Origin of the sequence: Thermosynechococcus sp. PP555 (assembly GCF_031583225.1) — a bacterium.
Taxonomy (GTDB): Bacteria; Cyanobacteriota; Cyanobacteriia; order Thermosynechococcales; family Thermosynechococcaceae; genus Thermosynechococcus.
Genome location: NZ_CP134168.1, coordinates 2,594,282 through 2,614,408 on the forward strand (window position 1 = coordinate 2,594,282; position 20,127 = coordinate 2,614,408).

The window sequence follows — 20,127 nt, forward strand, 5'->3', positions numbered from 1 at the left end:
ATGCAACGGATTCCCCCTGCCCCCGGCCAAGAATCGGTTTGGGACTATCCCCGTCCGCCCCGTGTTGAACCCACCTCAAAACACCTGCGGGTGGTCTTTAATAGTGTGGTGATTGCCGACACCCAGCGGGGACAGCGGGTACTAGAAACCAGTCATCCCCCAGTGTATTACTTTCCGCCAGAGGATGTACAGGTGCAGTATCTGGTGCCCTCAGCACGGCAAACCTTTTGCGAGTGGAAAGGACAAGGCGCCTACTACCACGTCAAGGTGGGCGATCGCCAAGCGGATAATGCAGCCTGGTACTATCCCAAACCCACCCCTGCTTTTGCGCCAATCTGCAACTACATTGCCTTCTATGCTGCTTTGATGGATGAATGCACCGTGGATGGTGTGGTGGTGATTCCGCAACCGGGGGGCTTCTATGGCGGCTGGATTACTCCGGACATTGTCGGCCCGTTTAAGGGGGCACCGGGGACTTGGGGCTGGTAAGGGCTGCTAAGTGTTTCTCAAATCACTCCATCTGCGCCACTTTCGCAACTACAGCGAGCAATCGGTGACGTTTGCTGCGCCAAAAACCATCGTCGTTGGGGACAATGCCCAAGGCAAGTCCAATTTGCTAGAGGCTGTGGAGTGGCTGGCCACACTGCAATCCCATCGCACCCATCGCGATCGCGACCTTATTCAGCAGGGACAAGAGAGTGCCCAAATTGAAGCCACCCTAGAGCGCCAAGGCGTCCCCCTTGATCTGGCGGTGAGTTTGCGCCCCCTCGCAGGCCGTGTCCTACAGGTGAATGGCTGTACCGTTAAGCGCACGGCGGAATTTCTGGGGCAACTCAATGCGGTGGAATTTTCCTGCTTGGATTTGGAACTGGTGCGGGGCACACCGGCCATTCGCCGCAACTGGTTGGATCGGATTTTGGTGCAATTGGAACCCCTCTATAGCCAACTGCTGCAAACCTACCAAAAAGCCCTGCGCCAACGGAATGCTCTCCTCAAACAGGCCGGCAGCCAAGGATGGGATGAAGCCCTCTGGCAGGCATGGAATCAGCAATTGGTGATCAATGGCACTCGCATTATCCGCCGCCGACAGCGCCTCATTGAACGCTTGGCACCCTTGGCTCAGGAGTGGCATCGCGTGTTGAGTGGCGATCGCGAGACACTCACCTTGACTTATGAGAGCCATGTGCCCCTTGGGGATGGCACTTCTGAAGTGATTGTGGCTGCCTTTAATGAGGCCTTGGCCGCTCGCCGCACTATTGAACTGCTGCAAAAAACCAGTCTGGTGGGACCGCACCGTGATGATGTGGGCTTGTGCCTCAATGAGCAAAGTGCCCGTCAATTTGCTTCCCAAGGGCAGCAGCGCACGCTGGTATTGGCGTTGAAACTGGCGGAACTGGCTCTTGTGGAAAGTGTGGTGGGCGACACTCCCCTTTTGTTGTTGGATGATGTCCTCGCCGAATTGGATTTGCAGCGGCAGGGAATTTTATTAGAGGTGATGGGCGATCGCTACCAAACGCTGATTACCACCACCCACCTTGCCCCCTTTGCCACCCCTTGGCGGCAACAAGCACAAATTCTCAAGGTGACGGCGGGGACGATCGCAAGCGTGCCTGACACTGCTGCTGAAACCAGTGACTAATCTGGGAAACGGTTAGCTCAGCAATGGGCACCCCCTCCCTTGCAGCAATTTGCCGCAGTTGCTTGAGGGCACTGATTAAAATTTGGCCATACCATGTCATAAACCCCCCTTGGCGCTGCTCCTCCGCTTGCAACTGGGGATCGGCAGCAACAAGTTCATAGACTTGGGCTTCCGTCAGGTCTTCGAGGGGGTTTCCCTCAGTCTTAGCTCGCAAATAGCGCTGGGCATACACCGCCACTCGAATAGCAAAGCGATCTGCGGCCGGTAAGAGCAGTTGATCAATCTCTTGACACTCACTGACGGTGAGCAGATCTGCAGGATTCATGAACGGCTTAGGCCAGTCCAGCGGGTGTCGGTGCTGCTGTGGATTCTTGGATATTAATCACGTTGGGCGTAAAGAGAAAGACCCCATCCCCAAGGCGCGATTGATGGCCATTGATGGCATAGGTGCTACCAGCGGCAAAATCAGAAATGCGCTGTGCCTCGGTGACATCGAGGTGCTCTAGGTTGAGAATCACTGCCTTGTCAGCCCGCAGCGCTTGAACGATCAGGGTCGTATCACTGAGGGACTGCGGCTTGATCACCACTACTTCATAGCCACTACTCAAGGAATGACCAAAGGCAGTCAGTTCACTCATGACAACTCCCCCCTGGGAACATAGCAACAGTACCTACGATTCAATAATGACATTAGACTTCATCCTGTTATACCGACTACATCAAAATTTATGCAAATTCCAGCCTTACAGTCTTGGCACTGCGTGAATTTTTGAGCAGGCATAGCTCTTTCTAATATCGGTTGCAGCCCCCACTGGGCATAGGCAAGTTACTGGTTGCGCACTAGAATAGGCGCACTTAGGTTTAGGACTATCTCAATGATCAAACGTAGCCAAGCGAAGCGATATAGCTCCCTTGGGGCGATCGCCCTTCTGAGCGCGTATCTCGTGGTCGCGAGTCCTCACCCCGCCTTGGCGATGCACATTAGCGAGGGGTTTTTGCCCCTTGGCTGGGCAGTGGGCTGGTGGCTGGTTTTTTTACCCTTTTTGGCATGGGGACTATGGGCACTGCGACAACAGATTCAACAGCAACCAGAGTCAACCCTGCTGATTGCCTTAGCCGGTGCCTATGCCTTTGTCCTCTCTTCGTTGAAGATTCCTTCCGTTACGGGTAGCTCTTCCCATCCGATGGGGATTGCCTTGGGAGCCGTTCTCTTTCGGCCACCGCTGATGGCCGTGCTGGGGACATTGGTGCTGCTCTTTCAAGCCCTGCTCCTTGCCCATGGCGGCCTGACCACCCTAGGCGCTAATGGCTTTTCGATGGCGGTGGTGGGACCTTGGTTGGCTGGGTTGACCTATTGGGGGATGTCCCGTGCCACGGCTAAGCCAGCGATCGCGATTTTTAGTGCTGCTCTGATCAGTAACTTGGCCACCTACTCGGTGACTTCTTTACAATTGGCATTGGCCTTTCCCGATAGTATGGGTGGGGTGGCGACGGCTTTTGCCAAGTTTGCGGCGCTCTTTGCTGTGACGCAGATTCCCTTGGCGATCAGTGAAGGGTTACTCACGGTGTTGGTGTGGAACTGGTTGACCACGTACTGCACAGCCGAATTGCAAACCTTAAAACTCTTGCCTGGAGGGGAATCCAATGAATAAAAAAACAGTGGCCTTCCTATTGGGCGGCGCAATTCTCTTAAGTACACTTCCCCTACTGCTGGTTAAGGGTGACTTTGAAGGTGCCGATGCCCAAGCCGAAGCGTTAATCAGCGAGGTGGCACCAGACTTTGAACCTTGGGCAGAGCCATTGTTTGAACCGCCCAGTGGTGAGATTGAATCCCTGCTGTTTGCTGTGCAAGCAGCTCTGGGGGCGGGGGTCATGGGGTTTATCTTGGGTCAGTACCGCGAACGCCATCGCCAAAGGGCAACCGCTGCCTCAAAATCGCAACAGTCCTGAGCAGTCAATGCACCATCACCTCGATACCTATGCCTATACCAATGGTCTGCGGCATTTGCACCCTGAACAAAAGTTGATTTTTGCGATCGCCAGCCTGTTATTGACGTTTTTTGCTCGTCCCCTTGTCCAGAGTTTGCTTTGGCTGTGGCTGAGCCTTTGGATTCTCGGCTATGCCCGCATTCCGTGGCGGGTTTATTTCACCCTCTTAGCCACAGTTGCTGCGTTTTGGCTGGTGAGTTTGCTAGGGTTAGTGGTGCAAATCATCCCGACGGAGACTTTACGGACTTCGGGGCAAGTGGTTCTCAGTGACATCTCCCTAATGGGCTGGTCGTTCTTTATCAGTGCCGAGAAATTGCACCAAGGCTTAACCCTAGGACTGCGGACAATGGTTGCCAGCACCTGTTTACTATTGATTTTATTGACGACCCCCTTTCCAGCCCTGTTGAGTGTGGCCGAGCGCTGGCGGGTTCCCCATTTCATCCTCGATATTCTGATGTTGATGTACCGCTATATCTTCACCCTCTTAGAAACCGCTTTCGCGCTGCAATTGGCGCAGCGGGCACGGGGCGGCTATCAACGGCGATCGCGCTGGCTCGTTAGTGTCAGCCTGTTGGCGGCTCAACTCCTGCGGCAGTCTCTGTACCGCTATGAACAGGTGAACCTTGCCCTGCTCAGTCGGGGTTTTCAGGGGCAGTTTCGGGTATTGCGCCCCCAGTCCTATGCCTATTCCCAACGGTATGGCCTTGAAATCGTCATTGGTGGCGGTGCCCTCATTCTGCTGAACGCAATCATCTGAGATGTCTGTGCCGCTACTGGAATTTCATCAGGTTGGCTTTCGCTATCCCAATACCACTACCCCCGTGCTGCAAGACTGCTCCTTTACCCTAGAGGCGGGACAGAAAGTTGCCCTTTTGGGGCTGAATGGCTCAGGCAAATCAACGCTCTTTTATCTGGCAGCGGCCCTCTATCGGCGCGATCGCGGTGAAATTTACTGGCAAGGGCAACGGCTCGTCCATCAACCAGAGCGACTGCGGCAGTGGCGGCAACGCATTGGCTTGGCCTTTCAAGACCCCGAACAGCAACTGGTGGCAGGCACCGTGGCGGAGGACATCTCCTATGGGCTGTGTAACTTAGACCTACCCACCGCCGAAATCGAAGCGCGTTTGTACCAAACCCTAGAGAACTTTGATTTAGTGGAGCTTGCCGATCGCCCCCTGCATCATTTGAGTTTGGGGCAAAAACGGCGGGTGGCACTGGCTGGGGTAATGGCCTTAGCACCGACGCTATTACTGCTTGATGAACCCACCACCTATCTCGACTATCAGCAGCGGCAGCAACTGGAGCAGGCCCTAGAGAACATTCACCAGCAGGGAACCACGATTATGATTGCCACCCATGATCTTGATTTTGCCTATGGCTGGGCAGACTGGATTATGGTGCTGGTCAATGGTCAGGTCACCGTGAGCGATCGCGCTTCCCATGTCTTTGGGCAGTGGCCGACCCTTGCCCCTGAATTGGGAACGCCTACCCTACTGCACCTGTGGCAACAATTTCCGCCCTTTTGGCGTCGCCAGCGACCCTTGCCCCGCACCCCCCTAGCCTTGAGTCAAGAATTGGCTGCTCTCTTTCAGGAATTCCAAAGGAGCGATCGCCCCTAAAGACCAAGGTGCCGATGTTCAGGACTCCGGTGAAAATGATAAGCTAGGCGATGGGTAGAATATCCAACTGTTCACTAATTACCAGCGTATTATTTGCGGCATCAGGCAGAACCTTTATGGCCACAATTATGGTTGTTGATGACAGCCCCACCCTGCGGGCAATGATTGTTCAGCTGATGAAAGAGCAGAACTATGACGTTGTTGAGGCTGAGGATGGTATCGAAGCCCAAGAAAAGATCAAGGCTCAATGTCCTGATTTGGTGATTCTGGATGTGGTGATGCCGCGCATGAATGGTTACGAACTGTGCCGCTGGATTAAGGGTGAAGCGGCTTGCCAAAGTGTGCCCGTGATCATGTGCACCACCAAAAGCGAAGAGTTTGATATTCACTGGGGTAAAAAGCAGGGGGTGGATGCCTACATCACCAAACCCTTTGATCCTGCAGAACTCATTGCCACTGTTAAACAACTCCTAGGATAGTCCTAAATCCAAGACGGCAACCACATCCGCCTCAAAAAGTCTTGGGGCGTCAGGGGTAGTCCTAAATACAGGGGGAGCCAGTAGAGGAAGCCCCCAACAACCACCCCTAGGACGGCAATGCCTGCCCAGCGTGCCCAAGCTCCCCAATCGTGGCTGGCTTCCCAGAGCAAGGCCAAGGCCATAAAGCTATAGAGGGCAGCGGGGAGGTAGTGATAGATAAAGACACAGCGGCTCACCAGTGCCCAGGGCAAGAGATTGGCAGCATAGTTTAAGAGCACAAAACGGCCTGCGGTTGTCGTCAATCTAAGGGGGATAAGAGCCAACGTGGCCAAGGTCCCCAGCCACAGGAGGGGGGGATTGAAGAGGGCATAGACGGCATAAACCCATTGGGTATCTGCCGGTGGTAGGGGCGGGCCAATGACGGGCACGGGTTCACTGAGGGTTTGCACCCGCTGAAAAAAGTAGCTCATGGGGCGCAGCAGGAGCGGCCAAGACCACCACGGCGAACAGTAGGGATGGGCAGTACTGGCCACACTGCGGTGAAAGTTAAACATTTGGCGATGGAGGTCAAGTAGGCTCTGGTGGGGATGAAACTGGAGATGGGGTAGCCAGAGCAGAGTATAAACCACAAAGGCGACAACGGGGAGTAGCAGGCACATCTGCCACCACTGGTAAGTGGTCTTCCATTCAGCAGGCAGCGGTAAACTCTGCTGGAGAAGCCAGAAAAGCCCTACCCCCAACAGGAATCCCAAGCCACTCCACTTCACTGCCCCACAGGCGCCAAAGGCAATGCCTGCGGCCATCAGCCAGAGCGATCGCGCCCTTCCTTGGTAGCGCAACCCCCATAGCCAGAGAATCTGTGCCACCACACCCAAAAGCACAAGGGAGATATTGATGAGAGCATAGCGAGACTCCACCAAAAAGAGGCCATCGAGGGCAACAAAGAGTCCCGATAGCAGTGCCACTCGCGATCGCCGCGTCAGGAGATAGGCCAACACTGCCACCGCTATGGGAATCAGTGATCCCATCAGGGCATTCAACCAGCGATAGCCCCAAGGGTGAAAGCCGCCCCCCAGCCAGATGCTCAGGGCAATCAGGTATTTTCCCAAAGGCGGATGGGCATCAAAGAAAGGAACACCGGCGAGATAGTTGCGGCCAAAGCGGGCAAAATAGACCTCATCAAATACCAGTGTGGGAAAGCGAGTCAGCCCCCAAAAGCGGGTGGCAAGGGCAAAGAGCCACAGCAGCAGTAGCCCCAAGGGCATCCTAAGCCGCTCCCTGCAACTCCGCTGTCCGCACTGCAATCCGTTGGCTGCGATCGCCCCGTTGAACGGTCAGGTTGAGAACTTGCCCCACAGCGGCACTATCAACAATCCCCTGCAACTGATCGGCACTGGTAATCGGTTCCCCATCCACGGCTGTAATCACATCCCCCCAGCGCAGACCAGCTTTTGCGGCCGGTGTATTGGGCAACACTTGCAGGACAAGAACGCCATTGACCTCTGGCAGAATCACTGGTGAGTTGGGATTAGCATTGTTTTCCTTGGCCATTGCTGGCGTGAAGGTGGTCATTTGAATGCCAATGTAGGCGTGTTGAATTTTTTCACCGCGAATCAGGCGCTCTTGCAGGGCTTTGGCCTTATTAATTGGAATCGCGAAGCCAATCCCCATGGCATCGGCACGAATGGCAGTGTTAATGCCAATCACTTCCCCCTCTTCATTGAGCAAAGGCCCCCCAGAATTGCCGGGGTTGATGGCCGCGTCCGTTTGAATAAAATCAAGGCGCTTATCGGGGATACCCACTTGGGCGCTGGAACGGTGGAGTGTACTGACAATGCCCAATGTGACGGTGTTATCAAGGCCAAGGGGATTCCCGACGGCGATCGCCCAATCCCCCACTTTCACGTCACTGGAATTGCCGAGGGGCGCAGTGGGTAGGGGTTCGGTGACCCCTTTGAGTTTGACAATCGCTAGATCAGATACCTCATCCACGCCGCGCACTTCTCCCTCAAAGACCCGGCCATCCTTGAGGCGCACCGTCACCGTATCTGCTTGACTCACCACATGGGCGTTGGTCATGACAATGCCACTGGGATCAATGATGAACCCCGACCCCTGACCCCGCAGCCGATCCTCTTGGGGGGGCAAGGCTAAACCGGGGAAAAATTGGCGAAAGAAGGGATCACTCAAGAGGGGATCCGCTGGGCGCACAATCGTGCGTTCGGTATCAATGCGAACAACCGCATCGCCAACCCGCTCCACTGCGGCTGCCACAAAACTATGGTGAGCTGCTGCTGCCCACACCGGTGTACCGCTACTGAGGCACCAAACAAGAGCAAGGCCAAGGCAGCATTTGAGGGTCTGCTGAAGCAAATGGGCAAGGCGTTTCATCATTGGTGGCCTAAAGCGCAACAGAGTCATTTCTGATTGTATCGAAGCCCCCCCTCTGGCTGTGAATCCAAAGCACAAATCTGCATAGGAGGGGAATGTCCCTCAGAACAAGAATCAATGTCACAATCGTAAAGGTATTCAAGTTTAGGGGCACTATGCTGCGGATTGGCATTGTCGGGCTGGGACTCATTGGTGGTTCACTGGGCATTGATCTGCGGGCAAAGGGGCACTATGTGGTTGGGCTGAGTCGGCGTCCTGAAACCTGTGAGCGGGCGATCGCCAAGGGTGCCATTGACTGGGGCAGTACGGAGCCAGAAATTTTGCGTGCCCTTGATCTGGTGTTTCTCTGTCCCCCCATTGGCAGCATTCTCAGTGTCGCCTTGGATATTACCCCCTACCTCAGTCCAGAAACAGTGCTGACAGACGTGGGATCCGTCAAGGGAGAAATTGTCCCCGCCCTCGAAAAACTCTGGCCTCGCTATGTCGGTGGGCACCCGATGGCCGGTACCGCAGAATCCGGCATTGAAGCGGCGCAAGCCCATCTCTTTGACAATGCCCCCTATGTTCTCACCCCAACCCTCTACACTGACAGTGCGGCCATTGACTGTGTGGCTGGTGTGGTCAATGATCTCGGCGCCAAGCTACTCTATGCCACCCCCTCGGATCACGATCGCGCTGTTGCTTGGATTTCCCACCTTCCCGTCCTCGTGAGTGCAGCACTGATTCTTGCGAATGCCCAAGAAGCCAATGAGCCGATTCGGAAGCTTGCCCAGCAGTTGGCTAGCTCCGGCTTTCGCGATACCAGCCGTGTTGGCGGCGGCAATCCAGAGTTGGGACGGATGATGGCGGAATATAACCGCGCGGCGTTGCGCCACTGCCTGATCCACTACCGTGCCACCCTTGATGATCTGATTCGCCAAGTGGAGCAGGAGGACTGGGAGCGGCTGCAAACCACCCTAGAACAGGCGCAAGCCTACCGCGAGCAGGTCTATCCCTCAGGGACGCCGCCGGTAGTTTAAACGACGCACAATCCAGTAACTGGCAGACAAGGCCAAGATGGCGATCGCCAGCCCCAAGAGCTTTGCCACCGTTTCCGGTTGGCCAATATCCAGAATGATAATTTTGCGGGCAATGGCAATTAGAGACGTGACAATTACTAGCTCAACGATTTGCGACGAGACGTGGGTTTTCAGGTAGGCGGTGATATTTTCAAGAATCTCCAGAGCCACAAGCACATTGAGAAAGAGGCCAAAGATTTTCACCAGTTCAAGGCTAAACTGTCCCAAGGGGGGTGAGAATAGCTCCACGGTCAAAATCCGCCCCAAATCAATAATGGCGACGATGACCACCAGCAGCATCCCGATCGCCAGCACCCGGGTCGCGATCCCCTCAATCTGACTGAGCAACTGCAAAAACCGCTGATTGTCCTGAAGTAGAAGAATTACCTCTTGCCAAAAGAGAATCAAAGGCCGTAGCCAGCATCGCATCCCTAGACCTCAGCCAGAAGAACAAGGGGAGTGTAGGCTACTGGTTCCACCAAACGAGTGTTGAGGCCTAGCCGCTGAAACGACACTTGCAGTTCCTCAAGGGTGCCTTTGACCGAGAGCAGTCGCGGTAGCCATCCCTGAAGACGGAGGGTACCATTGCCAGCAGTGGTGATCATCACCTTGGGCTGAAGCCATTGTCCCAATTCCAATGCCGTTTTGCCCCCCTTGAGAATCGCACCCACCATGGGTAAACAGACATCCAACAGCGGCGTAATCACCACATCCACCTTGCCGTAGGTGCGCAGCCACGAATCATGACAGCCGTGGGGTTCATAGTAGAGACTTTGAGTGCCCCAGCGCACAATGTAACCATTTTCCTGTTGACGAGGGCCGATACTGGCGCCCTTGGTGGCTTGGATTGTGAGATCGCGGTACGTGTAGGTTTGGTGGGGGCTAAGGGCAATTACTGTTTCAAAGCCAAGACCTTGAGCAACTTTGGCGGCACTGGGGGAGGCAATGACCGGTAGGGCGCGATCGCAGGTGCGGAGGGTAGGTTCATGGCAGTGATCTGGTAGCCCTTGGGAAAGCAAAATGACATCCCCATCGCTTGGCATGGGGCAGGGGCGCGATCGCTCCGCCTGAAACAGCCAAGGCGTGTTGCCAAAAGTCAGTGCCCCCACAAACCACGGATCAACCAAAATCCGCGTATGACCTAACTTCCACAACCAAGTATTGCTCTCCAACCACGTTAACTGCATTGCCCCGCTCCTACAGTAATCGCGCCAAGATATTGTAAATTAGCAAAAAAATGTTGCCCATAACCATGCAACCCAACCCCACTAAACCACAAATGAGCAGCGCTGTCACACCCCCTAGGCCTGCTTGCAAGAGGGGGACAAAAAAAAGAACTGCCCCTGAAATGACTGCAATGATCAACTGCTCCCAGTGTTCAATCCAGCGTTTGTACTGCAAAAACACCAAAAAGGCAAATAGAGCACCAATCAACCCCGCACTCACACCAACAGGCAACTGCCAAGCGGTCATCAAACTAAAAATCATCAACCCCAAGGCCGTCATTTCAAAGCCCGTAAAGCCAGCACCAATGAGAATTTTCAATGCCGGTAAGGGAGGCGCAGGCTGGCGGGGCGGTTTTGCTTTCGGACGTGGTGTGCTGGTCGGTGGCATCACCGGTCCAGGTGAAGGAGGGGGTGCCGGTTGTGACACTACGGGTGGCGGGGAAGGGGGTGCTACTGTTACTGGTTGTGGCAGTGGAGGCGGTGGTGGGGCGGGGGTAGAGTAAGCATTTAAGTCCGCTAAGACCTCTGCCGCTGATTGGTAGCGATCGCTAGGCGCCGGTTGTAGCATGCGATCGAGAATGGCTTGCAGTTGTGGACTGACTTGGGCATAGGAATGCCAATGCCAGCGGTTGTTATAAGCGTCGAATAGCTCACTGGGATCTTTGCCGGTCAGCAATATGATACAAGTCACTGCTAAGGCATAGAGATCTGAACTGGGATAGACCCGTTCCCCCCGTGCTTGTTCCGGTGGCGCATAGTATTGGGTATAAATACCCGTAAAGTGTCCTTGTTGTCCCCCCGCTTGGGAAATCTGCTTCACCGCACCAAAATCCAGCAGATAGAGCCGCCCTTGGCCGGGAAACTTTGTCTTGCTGGGGTGCTGGCGCATAATATTTGAGAGCTTAATATCACGGTGGATCGAGCCGTGGTCATGGACGTACTGCAACACGGGTAGGAGTTCCCGCAGCACCTGCCGCACCTCTTCCTCACTAAAGCATCCCTTTTGAGCCAGTTCATCCTCGAGGGTTTCGCCGTCAATATATTCCTGTACCAAGTAGAAATACTGCTCTACCCCTTGTCCATCCACACTGGGGACTTCTTCAGCAAAAAATGCTAGTAAATCAGGAATCTGCGCATGCTGCCCCAGTTGGTCGAGAACTTCACCCTCTCGCTCAAAGAGTTCCTGAGCTTTTTGCCGACTCTGGGGATCGGACACGTTGGGACGAAATTGCTTAATCACACACTCACGCCGACCAGGGGTATCCAAATCCCGTGCTAGATAGGCCGCCCCAAACCCCCCCTGACCCAGAACCCGCTCTGCAACGTATCGTCCCCGTAGAATCAAGGGCATCCCACAGGCCGTACAAAATCGCTCCGCCACGCGACTGTAGCGTTTGTTGGGGTTGTCTAAGTCTGGAACATCGTTTTGGGGACAACGACAGTGGGGACGGGTGCAATAGACAAGCATGGCAAGGGTAGCAAGATCGTTTCCTTGATCATCATAGTGCCGTCATGGCAGGCAAGGCTAAGCCAAAGACCCAATACTTTTTGGGCGAACACTGAGTAAAGCTGATGGTCGGACTCGAACCGACGACCTACTGATTACAAGTCAGTTGCTCTACCAACTGAGCTACACCAGCACTACCCCTAGTGTACTACGCTTTGGCAGTCGTGAGAAATCCGAGACTATAGTCTCTTTCATAAAGAATTGCGCACTGTCAAGCCGGATAGACAGTCTAGAGTAGGGCTGCATGCTCCGTTAGAACACTTAGCCTTGGCATCTTGAGCTGTTTATGATTTATTGCAAAACACTGCAGACATCGGCAAAGTGTAGGAAAATAGGCTAAATCTCGATGAGTTTGCTGTGGCAGTTCCACATCCGTGATTATTCTGCACCTGTTAGATCCTTGGAAACGCACCCCGGTCAAAACATGGCGTTTCCCGATTAAAACGACCATCCGTATTGGTCGTGCCGCAGATAACGATGTGATTCTCAATGATATTCTCATTAGTCGCTATCACGCTGAACTGTGTTGCTATCGGGATCCAGAAAATCTCGGGCGTTGGTATCTCAAAAGTTTGGGGGCGATCGGGACGTTTGTTGATGGTCGCCTTGTTGATGAGAGCAAACTTGCCAGTGGCAGTCTCATTCAGCTAGGCCCCACAGGCCCAATTCTTGAATTCCATGAGCAAACCTTTCGCCGCAGTGCGCCCACCCTCAGTGAGTGTACCCATGCCGGTAATATGCCGGGGAATCTGTTTTGCATTCACTGTGGTCAACCCCTCAATGTGCAGCGCACCGTACGCAACTATCACATCCTGCGCCTTTTAGGGCATGGCGGCATTGGCACAACCTACTTGGCCTGTGAAGCGCAACCCTCCGGGGGATGGACTGGCAAGGTACCGGAGGTGTGGGTTCTCAAAGAACTGCGGTCTGATATGGAGGACAATGAAAAGGCACAGGAACTCTTTGAACGGGAAGCTCGCATCTTACAGCTCCTTGACCATGCAGGGATTCCCCGCTTTTATGACTTTTTTGTGGAAGATGGTAAAAGCTATTTGGTGATGGAACTCATTCATGGCATTGACCTAGAGCGCTGGGTACTGCGCAATGGCACGGTGCCGATTCCTCAGGCGGTGCAGTGGATGATTCAAACCTGCGGTGTCTTGGACTATCTGCACAATCAGGATCCACCCGTGATTCATCGGGATCTCAAACCCAGTAACCTACTGGTGCGATCGCGCGATAACCAAATTGTTTTGATTGACTTTGGGGCGGTCAAAGAACTGGGGCATTCCCCCGGTGGCACCCGCATTGCCGTGGAGGGCTACAGTGCTCCGGAACAGATGATGGGTCAACCCACCATTCAGTCGGATCTATTTGCAGTAGGCGCAACCCTAGCCTTTTTGCTGTTGGGGGATAGTCCGATTCGTTTCTATCACCACTGTGATGGCTTTCATCGCCTTGATGTTTCGGATCGCCCCGAGATTCCCGACCCCTTGAAACAGGTGTTGCACCGCGCTACGGCTCCTCTGTTGCCCGATCGCTATCCTTCCGCGATTGCTTTGGCCAAAGCGCTGAGGGAGGCTCTGGCGGCAGTGTCCCAGGCGTCCTCCCACGTTTGAGTCCCAAGTTTTAAGGTCATTTTGCGTTTCTATGATTTATCTGCCTGTTACTGCTCTACTTTTTGTGCTGCTGTTACTGTCGCTGCCTTTCCTTTGGCTAGCGATCGCCCTCGATGCTGTACAAGTGGCCGTTGCCAAGTTGGGCTTTTCACCTACTGCTGCTTCGGTCTTACTGCTGCTTGTGATTCTCGGCAGCACGATTAATATCCCCCTCTATGAGCGGGTTTCTACGGTGGCCATTGTTCCCGACTTTGAAGAACTCTGGCTCAGTCGGTTTTGGGGCATTCCCCTGCGCAAAATTGAGCAAAAGACGATTGTGGCGCTGAATGTGGGGGGCGGCTTGATCCCGACGGTGCTAGCCCTCTATCAATTTACCCGCGTCAGTCCCTTGGCAATTCTCTTGGTGACGGCAATTGTGGCCGCTGTCAGTTACTACTCTGCTCAGGTGGTACCGGGGATTGGTATTCAAATGAATGCCTTGGTCGCGCCCCTAACAGCAGCAATGACAGCCATTTTGATTTCTGGGGGCGTGGCGGCGGCACCCATTGCCTTTGCCGGAGGTGTGCTGGGAACCCTGATTGGTGCAGATTTACTCCACCTACGGGAAATTGAGCGGATGTCGGCGGGAGTGCTGAGTATTGGTGGTGCGGGTGTTTTTGATGGTATTGCCTTATGTGGGCTATTTGCCCTGCTATTAACTTAGGCATACCCGCAGTAGGAATGACCATGATAAAGTGCTGGATGGAATGCTAAAACCTGTGAGAAAGGATCTATGGGTCTGCTGGCTGGCTATCAATTTGTCAAAGATTTAGAATCCGCTGGGGCATTGGCACTCTTTGTTCCCCCGGAGGGTGGTTTTGAGGGTCGTTATCAACGGCGACTGCGTTCCAAGGGCTATACCACCTTGCACATGAGCGCACCGGGTTTGGGGGATTTAGCAGCCTACCTGACCCAAGCGCACGGGATTCGTCCGGCTCACACGGGCAAGGAAGACATTCGCGTTTATTTCCAGCCCCCCCTAGTGACCTACCACTTGGAAAACCTGCCCCCCAATGCCAAGGGACTGGTGCTTTGGCTGATTGATGGCAAGCGGCTCTCAAGGCAGGAATTTGCCTACTTGGCACAGTTAACCCAGACCCTACCGAAGTTCAAAGTGGTGGTAGAAGTGGGGGGCGATCGCACTGTGCGCTGGGAACCCCTTGCTGATTGGGTCGCTGCCGCTTAAGACCAGACACGTCTTGCGTCAATCAATAAACTGCCTACTCACCCCTTGACGGTTCCCCTGAAACCCTGAAGGATATAGGTCAAGAGAGCGCGATCGCGCTGTATCAAAAATAACCATTGGGGAAGGGACAATGACCTCGAATTCCGATATTTCAGGGAAAAAAACTGCAGCCGGCATTTGCGGTATTCTCTTGGGTGCCTTGGGCATTCACAAGTTTGTTCTCGGCTACAACACGGAGGGCTTGATCATGCTACTGGTGAGTCTTTTGACCTGTGGCCTGCTTGCCCCTGTCATAGCCATTATTGGCCTCATTGAGGGCATTATTTACCTGACCAAAAGTGATCAAGAATTTCACAGAACATACATTGCTAACAAAAAAGGCTGGTTTTAGATCCTAGGGCTGGTTCCATCGCAGGCGCATCAGGGGGTCAGCCTATGGCCATCGTTGGCCTGTTAGAATAACATGCGTGGCATTTACCCATCAGCGTCTTCTGGCATATCCATTGCAGCCCAGCAGTGACCTACGAACCCCTGCATCACAAATATCGTCCCCAACGCTTTGCAGATCTAGTGGGTCAAGGGGCGATCGCCACCACGCTTACCCAAGCCCTACTCAAGGAGCGCATTGCCCCTGCCTATCTTTTTTGTGGTCCTCGCGGCACGGGTAAAACCTCTAGTGCCCGTATTTTGGCTAAGTCCCTCAACTGCCTGAGGAGTGCCAAGCCTACCCCCGATCCCTGTGGCCAGTGTGAAGTCTGCCGTCAGGTGGCCAACGGCAACAGCTTAGATGTGATTGAAATTGATGCTGCCAGCCACACGGGGGTGGACAATATCCGCGAACTGATTGAGAAGGCACAATTTGCCCCAGTACAGTGTCGCTACAAAGTTTATGTGATTGACGAATGCCACATGCTCAGTGTGTCGGCCTTCAATGCCCTCCTCAAAACCCTAGAGGAGCCGCCGCCCCATGTGGTCTTTGTCCTTGCCACCACAGATCCGCAGCGAGTCTTGCCAACAATTATTTCCCGCTGTCAGCGGTTTGATTTTCGGCGGATTCCCCTAGGGGAGATGGTTGCCCACCTTCAGCACATTGCCGATAAGGAGCAAATTGACATTGAGCCGCAGGCCTTGACCCTGGTGGCGCAATTGTCCCAAGGGGGACTGCGGGATGCTGAAAGCTTGCTGGATCAGTTGAGCTTATATCCTGAACGGATCACCGTAGAACATGTATGGCAACTGGCTGGGGCAGTACCGGAACAGGATCTGCGGCAATTGCTGGGGGCGATCGCCCGTCGGGATGCGGTGGCGGTTCTTGAGCACACCCGCCAATTACTAGAACGGGGTCGCGATCCGCTGACAATTCTGCAAAATCTGGCCAGTCTCTACCGTGATTTGCTCTTGGCGAAAACCGTCCCTGAACGGCAGGACTTGGTAGCCCTGACAGCAGAAACTTGGCAGGCTTTGATTGCCGTTGCTGAGGGATGGTCCGTTGAGGAGATTCTGCATGCCCAACAACATCTGCGCACCTGTGAAAGCCAAATCAAACAGAGCAGTCAACCCCGTCTCTGGCTGGAAATTAGCATTCTGGGGTTGATGACGGAAACGGCACCCCAATCCAGTGTGCCCAATGTAGCGCCTACTGCCATTCCGAAGCTCACGATTGTCTCGCCCCCTCAGCCTGACCCCCCAGGGATTGCGGCACCCCCCAAGGAGTCAGAGTCACCAGTCAAACATATTCAAATTAAAGACACGAAAGACACGGTTGCTCCAGCTCCTGAACCCAAGCCAACCCCTGAACCGCGGGCAGATCATACCGAACCTGTGTGGGAACAGGCACTACAGGTCTTGCAGCAGATGCAAATGAGCACCTATGCTCTGCTCTCGCAGCATGGTCATCTACGACAAATGAGCGATCGCGAGGTGCACATCGGCATTGTTAATCAAACTTTGTTAAATCTGACAAAGAATAACCAAGCCAAAATTGAAGCCGCCTTTGCCCAAGTTCTAGGCCGCCGCATCAAAGTCGCCTTTGAGATTGCCCCCCTACCCCACAAAACCACGCCTGCGCCAAAAGCCAAGGAGCCGCCGCACTCCGCTGTCGTCGTTCCCTTTCAGCCACGGGAAGAGCCACCGCCACCCCCCATAGAACCAACCTCTACTCCACCCCCGCCCCCTCTCACCACTGCCCCGGATCCTGTGCGTGAATCTGCCGAAAAACTGGCACGATTCTTTAACGGGGTGGTTATTCGCTTACCCGATGAGGGAGAAAGTCCAGACACCCCAATTGCTGAAGCCTCTGAGGAGGATGAGCTTGAGTTTTAAGGGCTGTCGGGGTCTAGGCTTGATCGAGGGATTGCGCAACAGCAAGATGCAACTGAATTTTTGGCTCTGAGTCAAGGGGGGTCTGAAGCTGCGCCTGTAACGCCGCCACTGCCGTCAAAAAGGCTGTCAAATCTAGGCCGCAAAAGTTCGGATCACACTGCTCTAGACGACGCCGCCCTTCTGCCAAAAGCAAGATCGCCCCCCGCTGGTTGCCCCGACTCAGGTGATAGCAGGCCACGGCAATTTGTAGCAGACCTTGGTAAAACGTGCGCTCAGGTTCACTGGCCTCTAACCAGAGGGCTTCGAGGGCGTCATGGCAGGCATAGAATTCGCCGCTGTTGAATTGAGTGATGGCTAGGGCAAGCTCAGGACGCATCATTGATTGGGAAAGCGCAATGGGCGATAATAGTAAAGAATCATGACATTTTTTAACGAATATCGGCAGAGCTTGTGCAAAATCCTCGAACTGTCTCTGATACCAAACGCGCCTTTTATGCAGCTCACACGCGACCGATTCACTCAATCTACCGTCGCTTTATTGAAGAACTGCTGGTCGAAATCCACCTGCTGCGCGTCAATGTAGATTTTCGCTACTCTCCCCTATTTGCCCTTGGGGTCGTGACCGCCTTTGACCAGTTTATGGAGGGGTATCAGCCTGAGGGCGATCGCGCCAGTATTTTTCATGCCCTCTGCGGGGCTGAGGAAATGAACCCGCAACAGCTGCAGGCGGATGCCGCCAGTTGGCAACAGTACCAAGGCCGCCCCTTGAGTCAAATCCTCGATGAACTCAACAGGGGTCAACCCAGTGCCCCCCTCAACAGCCTCAACCACGAGGGCAAATATAGCCGCCTCCATGCGGTAGGACTGTATGCCTTCCTTGAGGAGCTGGCGGGGGATCTGACAACGAATCTCAACGAGACACTGGATCAACTGGCTCCCGTCATTAAGCTGCCGATCGAGAAAGTCAAGCGGGATCTTGAACTCTACCGCAGCAACCTCGACAAAATCAATCAGGCTCGCAGTCTGATGAAAGAACTTGTGGAGCAAGAACGCAAGCGTCGTGCTCAGGAGACCTCTCCCCCACCCGCTGTAGATGCTAGTTCCGATGCACCGGCCTGATCCGCCCCAACTCATTACCCTCGATGCGGTCGGCACCCTCTTTGGCCTACGGGAATCCGTGGGTACCGTTTATGGTCGCTTTGCTGCTGAAGTCGGGGTTCAGGTTGATTCAGCCGCATTAGATGTGGCCTTCTTTAAGGCCTTTAGGGCTACCCCGCCCTGCGCTTTCCCTGATCTTGAGGCTTCACAACGGGCAGAGGCAGAATTGCGGTGGTGGCAAGGGGTTGCGGCAGACACATTTCGCCGCGCGGGCGTCTTGGATCAATTTGCTGATTTTGAGACGTTTTTTGCTCCAGTCTTTGCCTACTATGCCACGGCTGAACCTTGGTCTCTGTATGAGGATGTCTTGCCTGCTTTGAAGAATTGGCAAACGCAGGATATTCCCCTGAGGGTGGTGTCCAATTTTGATAGCCGTTTGTATGGTGTCCTCGAGGCCTTGGGGTTAGCGCCGTTTTTCAAGGAGGTGTGGATTTCCAGTGAGGTGGGGGCGGCGAAACCGAATCGGCTGATCTTTGAGCGGGCGGTGACCCCCTATGCGACCTCTCAGGTTTGGCACATTGGTGACAGTTGGGAGGATGATGTCCTCGGTGCCCAAGGTGCTGGTCTGCAAGCGATTTGGCTGCGGCGCGATCGCCCGCTCTTGCCAGATCCAAGTATCAAGGAGACCCGAGCAGTGCCACAAATTGCTGACCTCTCAGAGGCGCAAGTTATACTGAGTGGGAAAGCGTCATAACGGAATCAGCGGTGACAAGCCAAATTTGTATTCTAGGTGGTGGGTTTGGCGGCCTTTATACCGCCCTCCGCCTTGCTCAATTTCCTTGGTCTGCGCCTCCAGAGATCACCCTTGTGGATCAGAGCGATCGCTTTGTCTTTACTCCCCTCCTTTACGAATTAATTACAGGGGAGCTACAGGCGTGGGAAATTGCCCCGCCCTTTGTTGAGTTGCTCAAGGAGACTCCGGTCGTCTTTCATCAGGGAACTGTGAGCGCTGTGGATCTCAAGGAAAAAACGGTGCACTTGACTGAGGGCACCCCGCTCACCTACGACAAACTGGTTCTCGCCTTGGGAGGGGAAACCCCTAAAAACAGCATTCCCGGTGTCGCAGAGTATGCCTTGACCTTCCGAATTCTCAGTGATGCCTACCGTCTCGAAGAAGCGTTGCAACGGCGGGAGCGCTCCGATCGCGATCGCATCCGCGTGGTGGTGGTCGGTGCTGGTCCTAGTGGCGTGGAATTGGCCTGTAAACTAGCGGAGCGCTTGGGCAGCCGCGGGCGCATTCGTTTGGTGGATCGCAACACCGAGATTCTCAAGTCTTCTCCAGAATTTAATCGCAAGGCAGCTCTGCGTGCCCTTGAAGAGCGGGGGGTTTGGATTGATTTAGAAACAACCCCGGTTGCTGTCACTGCGGATCAGATTTCCCTGCAATACAAAGACCGCGTGGATGATCTGCCCGTTGATATTGTCCTATGGACGGTGGGTACAGCCGTTTCACCCGTGATTGCTGCCCTTGATTTGCCCAAAACCTCCACGGGGCGCCTGCAGGTGATGCCCACATTGCAAGTCGTTGATCATCCAGAGATTTTTGGCCTTGGGGATGCCGCGGATGCGGTAGATGAACAGGGACAACCGATTCCCCATACGGCACAGGCGGCTTTTCAACAGGCGGATTATGCGGCTTGGAATCTTTGGGCCAGTCTGAGCGATCGCCCGCTACTGCCCTGTCGTTATTCCCATCTCGGTGAGATGCTCACCCTCGGAACTGATCGCGCCGCCTTGGCAGGGCTAGGACTGACCCTCGATGGCCCTCTGGCTTACTTGGCACGGCGACTGGCCTACCTCTACCGCATGCCCACCTTTGAACATCAACTGAAGGTGGGGCTGAACTGGATGGCGAAACCAATTTTGGATCTGTTGATCGGCACCGTGAACTAGAA

The 20,127-nt window shown here is 54.3% G+C and carries 24 protein-coding genes and 1 tRNA gene; 16 read left to right on the forward strand and 9 right to left on the reverse strand.

Translation table 11 applies throughout. The annotated features are described in order from the left end of the window. Both RHH27_RS12730 and recF read left to right on the forward strand, forming a co-directional pair. A complete protein-coding gene (locus tag RHH27_RS12730) occupies positions 1–489 on the forward strand; it encodes a DUF427 domain-containing protein (protein ID WP_206200441.1) in 489 nt (162 codons plus the stop codon). Positions 490–499: 10 nt separating this feature from the next. Beyond that, positions 500–1,639 (forward strand): DNA replication/repair protein RecF, encoded by a 1,140-nt coding sequence (recF, locus tag RHH27_RS12735; protein WP_302678461.1) that lies wholly within the window; start codon positions 500–502, stop codon positions 1,637–1,639. Here recF and RHH27_RS12740 read toward each other — a convergent pair. Both RHH27_RS12740 and RHH27_RS12745 read right to left on the reverse strand, forming a co-directional pair. Continuing rightward, on the reverse strand, positions 1,578–1,964 hold the full coding sequence (locus RHH27_RS12740; protein WP_206200443.1) for a hypothetical protein: 387 nt from the start codon (positions 1,962–1,964) through the stop codon (positions 1,578–1,580). The genes recF and RHH27_RS12740 overlap by 62 nt on opposite strands. A 7-nt stretch (positions 1,965–1,971) precedes the next feature. Further along, on the reverse strand, positions 1,972–2,277 hold the full coding sequence (locus RHH27_RS12745; RefSeq protein WP_149821405.1) for a cell division protein SepF: 306 nt from the start codon (positions 2,275–2,277) through the stop codon (positions 1,972–1,974). A 237-nt stretch (positions 2,278–2,514) separates the two neighbouring features. Between RHH27_RS12745 and RHH27_RS12750 the strand changes: the two genes are divergently transcribed. The 5 genes from RHH27_RS12750 (at position 2,515) to RHH27_RS12770 (ending at position 5,726) form a co-directional block, all read left to right on the forward strand. Beyond that, positions 2,515–3,291 carry an energy-coupling factor ABC transporter permease gene (locus RHH27_RS12750; RefSeq protein ID WP_302678462.1) on the forward strand — a complete coding sequence of 259 codons (777 nt, stop codon included), beginning with the start codon at positions 2,515–2,517 and terminating at the stop codon, positions 3,289–3,291. Then, complete coding sequence (locus RHH27_RS12755; protein ID WP_206200444.1) at positions 3,284–3,589, forward strand: energy-coupling factor ABC transporter substrate-binding protein; 306 nt, start codon at positions 3,284–3,286, stop codon at positions 3,587–3,589. The genes RHH27_RS12750 and RHH27_RS12755 overlap by 8 nt, the downstream gene beginning before the upstream one ends. Before the next feature lie 7 nt (positions 3,590–3,596). Then, positions 3,597–4,385, forward strand: a complete 789-nt coding sequence (cbiQ, locus tag RHH27_RS12760) for a cobalt ECF transporter T component CbiQ (RefSeq protein ID WP_302678463.1) — start codon at positions 3,597–3,599, stop codon at positions 4,383–4,385. Position 4,386: 1 nt separating this feature from the next. After that, positions 4,387–5,247: an energy-coupling factor ABC transporter ATP-binding protein gene (locus tag RHH27_RS12765; protein WP_302678464.1), complete on the forward strand. Its 861-nt coding sequence runs from the start codon at positions 4,387–4,389 to the stop codon at positions 5,245–5,247. Between the two features lie 116 nt (positions 5,248–5,363). Next, positions 5,364–5,726: a response regulator transcription factor gene (locus tag RHH27_RS12770; RefSeq protein ID WP_206200447.1), complete on the forward strand. Its 363-nt coding sequence runs from the start codon at positions 5,364–5,366 to the stop codon at positions 5,724–5,726. 2 nt (positions 5,727–5,728) lie between these two features. Here RHH27_RS12770 and RHH27_RS12775 read toward each other — a convergent pair whose 3' ends face one another. Together RHH27_RS12775 and RHH27_RS12780 are read right to left on the reverse strand one after the other, a co-directional pair. Next, positions 5,729–6,991, reverse strand: a complete 1,263-nt coding sequence (locus RHH27_RS12775) for a phospholipid carrier-dependent glycosyltransferase (RefSeq protein WP_302678465.1) — start codon at positions 6,989–6,991, stop codon at positions 5,729–5,731. A 1-nt stretch (position 6,992) separates the two neighbouring features. Further along, on the reverse strand, positions 6,993–8,147 hold the full coding sequence (locus tag RHH27_RS12780) for an HhoA/HhoB/HtrA family serine endopeptidase (protein ID WP_302678466.1): 1,155 nt from the start codon (positions 8,145–8,147) through the stop codon (positions 6,993–6,995). A 128-nt stretch (positions 8,148–8,275) separates the two neighbouring features. Between RHH27_RS12780 and RHH27_RS12785 the strand changes: the two genes are divergently transcribed. Next, positions 8,276–9,136: a prephenate/arogenate dehydrogenase gene (locus RHH27_RS12785; RefSeq protein ID WP_225901722.1), complete on the forward strand. Its 861-nt coding sequence runs from the start codon at positions 8,276–8,278 to the stop codon at positions 9,134–9,136. Here RHH27_RS12785 and RHH27_RS12790 read toward each other — a convergent pair. From RHH27_RS12790 to RHH27_RS12805, 4 genes are all read right to left on the reverse strand, one after another. Next, on the reverse strand, positions 9,113–9,604 hold the full coding sequence (locus RHH27_RS12790) for a phosphate-starvation-inducible PsiE family protein (protein ID WP_302677354.1): 492 nt from the start codon (positions 9,602–9,604) through the stop codon (positions 9,113–9,115). The two genes, RHH27_RS12785 and RHH27_RS12790, sit on opposite strands and share 24 nt — an antisense overlap. Positions 9,605–9,606: 2 nt before the next feature. Further along, positions 9,607–10,362 carry an MBL fold metallo-hydrolase gene (locus RHH27_RS12795; RefSeq protein WP_302678467.1) on the reverse strand — a complete coding sequence of 252 codons (756 nt, stop codon included), beginning with the start codon at positions 10,360–10,362 and terminating at the stop codon, positions 9,607–9,609. Positions 10,363–10,372: 10 nt separating this feature from the next. Beyond that, complete coding sequence (locus RHH27_RS12800; protein WP_206200453.1) at positions 10,373–11,869, reverse strand: serine/threonine-protein kinase; 1,497 nt, start codon at positions 11,867–11,869, stop codon at positions 10,373–10,375. 99 nt (positions 11,870–11,968) lie between these two features. Continuing rightward, positions 11,969–12,041, reverse strand: a tRNA-Thr gene (locus tag RHH27_RS12805). Between the two features lie 241 nt (positions 12,042–12,282). Between RHH27_RS12805 and RHH27_RS12810 the strand changes: the two genes are divergently transcribed. From RHH27_RS12810 to RHH27_RS12830, 5 genes are all read left to right on the forward strand, one after another. After that, positions 12,283–13,527 carry a protein kinase domain-containing protein gene (locus RHH27_RS12810; RefSeq protein ID WP_302678468.1) on the forward strand — a complete coding sequence of 415 codons (1,245 nt, stop codon included), beginning with the start codon at positions 12,283–12,285 and terminating at the stop codon, positions 13,525–13,527. 31 nt (positions 13,528–13,558) lie between these two features. After that, positions 13,559–14,230, forward strand: a complete 672-nt coding sequence (locus RHH27_RS12815; RefSeq protein ID WP_206200455.1) for a DUF1614 domain-containing protein — start codon at positions 13,559–13,561, stop codon at positions 14,228–14,230. Between the two features lie 69 nt (positions 14,231–14,299). Continuing rightward, the gene (ndhN, locus tag RHH27_RS12820; protein ID WP_149821379.1) at positions 14,300–14,752 is read left to right on the forward strand and encodes a photosynthetic/respiratory NAD(P)H-quinone oxidoreductase subunit N; all 453 of its coding nucleotides are present in this window, start codon (positions 14,300–14,302) and stop codon (positions 14,750–14,752) included. 130 nt (positions 14,753–14,882) lie between these two features. After that, entirely contained in the window at positions 14,883–15,143 is a 261-nt protein-coding gene (locus tag RHH27_RS12825) for a TM2 domain-containing protein (RefSeq protein ID WP_206200456.1), read from the forward strand. Positions 15,144–15,268: 125 nt separating this feature from the next. Further along, on the forward strand, positions 15,269–17,074 hold the full coding sequence (locus RHH27_RS12830) for a DNA polymerase III subunit gamma/tau (RefSeq protein WP_302678469.1): 1,806 nt from the start codon (positions 15,269–15,271) through the stop codon (positions 17,072–17,074). A 13-nt stretch (positions 17,075–17,087) separates the two neighbouring features. On the opposite strand, the gene RHH27_RS12835 is transcribed toward RHH27_RS12830, so the two are convergent. Continuing rightward, a complete protein-coding gene (locus RHH27_RS12835) occupies positions 17,088–17,453 on the reverse strand; it encodes a DUF309 domain-containing protein (RefSeq protein WP_302678470.1) in 366 nt (121 codons plus the stop codon). A 71-nt stretch (positions 17,454–17,524) separates the two neighbouring features. Between RHH27_RS12835 and psb29 the strand changes: the two genes are divergently transcribed. From psb29 to RHH27_RS12850, 3 genes are read left to right on the forward strand one after another with little or no spacing between them, the layout of a single operon-like run. Further along, positions 17,525–18,193, forward strand: coding sequence for a photosystem II biogenesis protein Psp29 (gene psb29 / locus RHH27_RS12840; protein ID WP_302677349.1), 669 nt, complete (start codon positions 17,525–17,527; stop codon positions 18,191–18,193). Further along, a complete protein-coding gene (locus tag RHH27_RS12845; RefSeq protein ID WP_206201708.1) occupies positions 18,180–18,926 on the forward strand; it encodes an HAD family hydrolase in 747 nt (248 codons plus the stop codon). Before psb29 ends, RHH27_RS12845 begins: the two co-directional genes overlap by 14 nt. Positions 18,927–18,937: 11 nt before the next feature. After that, positions 18,938–20,125 carry an NAD(P)/FAD-dependent oxidoreductase gene (locus RHH27_RS12850; protein ID WP_302678471.1) on the forward strand — a complete coding sequence of 396 codons (1,188 nt, stop codon included), beginning with the start codon at positions 18,938–18,940 and terminating at the stop codon, positions 20,123–20,125. Positions 20,126–20,127 lie beyond the last annotated feature (2 nt).

Excerpts from the sequence above, each read along its gene's own strand:
- RHH27_RS12730 (WP_206200441.1), top strand. The coding sequence starts at position 1 with ATGCAACGGATTCCCCCTGCCCCCGGCCAAGAATCGGTTTGGGACTAT.
- RHH27_RS12740 (WP_206200443.1), bottom strand. The coding sequence starts at position 1,964 with ATGAATCCTGCAGATCTGCTCACCGTCAGTGAGTGTCAAGAGATTGAT.
- RHH27_RS12745 (WP_149821405.1), bottom strand. The coding sequence starts at position 2,277 with ATGAGTGAACTGACTGCCTTTGGTCATTCCTTGAGTAGTGGCTATGAA.
- RHH27_RS12750 (WP_302678462.1), top strand. The coding sequence starts at position 2,515 with ATGATCAAACGTAGCCAAGCGAAGCGATATAGCTCCCTTGGGGCGATC.
- RHH27_RS12755 (WP_206200444.1), top strand. The coding sequence starts at position 3,284 with ATGAATAAAAAAACAGTGGCCTTCCTATTGGGCGGCGCAATTCTCTTA.
- cbiQ (WP_302678463.1), top strand. The coding sequence starts at position 3,597 with ATGCACCATCACCTCGATACCTATGCCTATACCAATGGTCTGCGGCAT.
- RHH27_RS12765 (WP_302678464.1), top strand. The coding sequence starts at position 4,387 with ATGTCTGTGCCGCTACTGGAATTTCATCAGGTTGGCTTTCGCTATCCC.
- RHH27_RS12770 (WP_206200447.1), top strand. The coding sequence starts at position 5,364 with ATGGCCACAATTATGGTTGTTGATGACAGCCCCACCCTGCGGGCAATG.
- RHH27_RS12775 (WP_302678465.1), bottom strand. The coding sequence starts at position 6,991 with ATGCCCTTGGGGCTACTGCTGCTGTGGCTCTTTGCCCTTGCCACCCGC.
- RHH27_RS12780 (WP_302678466.1), bottom strand. The coding sequence starts at position 8,147 with ATGACTCTGTTGCGCTTTAGGCCACCAATGATGAAACGCCTTGCCCAT.
- RHH27_RS12790 (WP_302677354.1), bottom strand. The coding sequence starts at position 9,604 with ATGCGATGCTGGCTACGGCCTTTGATTCTCTTTTGGCAAGAGGTAATT.
- RHH27_RS12795 (WP_302678467.1), bottom strand. The coding sequence starts at position 10,362 with ATGCAGTTAACGTGGTTGGAGAGCAATACTTGGTTGTGGAAGTTAGGT.
- RHH27_RS12800 (WP_206200453.1), bottom strand. The coding sequence starts at position 11,869 with ATGCTTGTCTATTGCACCCGTCCCCACTGTCGTTGTCCCCAAAACGAT.
- RHH27_RS12815 (WP_206200455.1), top strand. The coding sequence starts at position 13,559 with ATGATTTATCTGCCTGTTACTGCTCTACTTTTTGTGCTGCTGTTACTG.
- ndhN (WP_149821379.1), top strand. The coding sequence starts at position 14,300 with ATGGGTCTGCTGGCTGGCTATCAATTTGTCAAAGATTTAGAATCCGCT.
- RHH27_RS12825 (WP_206200456.1), top strand. The coding sequence starts at position 14,883 with ATGACCTCGAATTCCGATATTTCAGGGAAAAAAACTGCAGCCGGCATT.
- RHH27_RS12835 (WP_302678470.1), bottom strand. The coding sequence starts at position 17,453 with ATGATGCGTCCTGAGCTTGCCCTAGCCATCACTCAATTCAACAGCGGC.
- RHH27_RS12845 (WP_206201708.1), top strand. The coding sequence starts at position 18,180 with ATGCACCGGCCTGATCCGCCCCAACTCATTACCCTCGATGCGGTCGGC.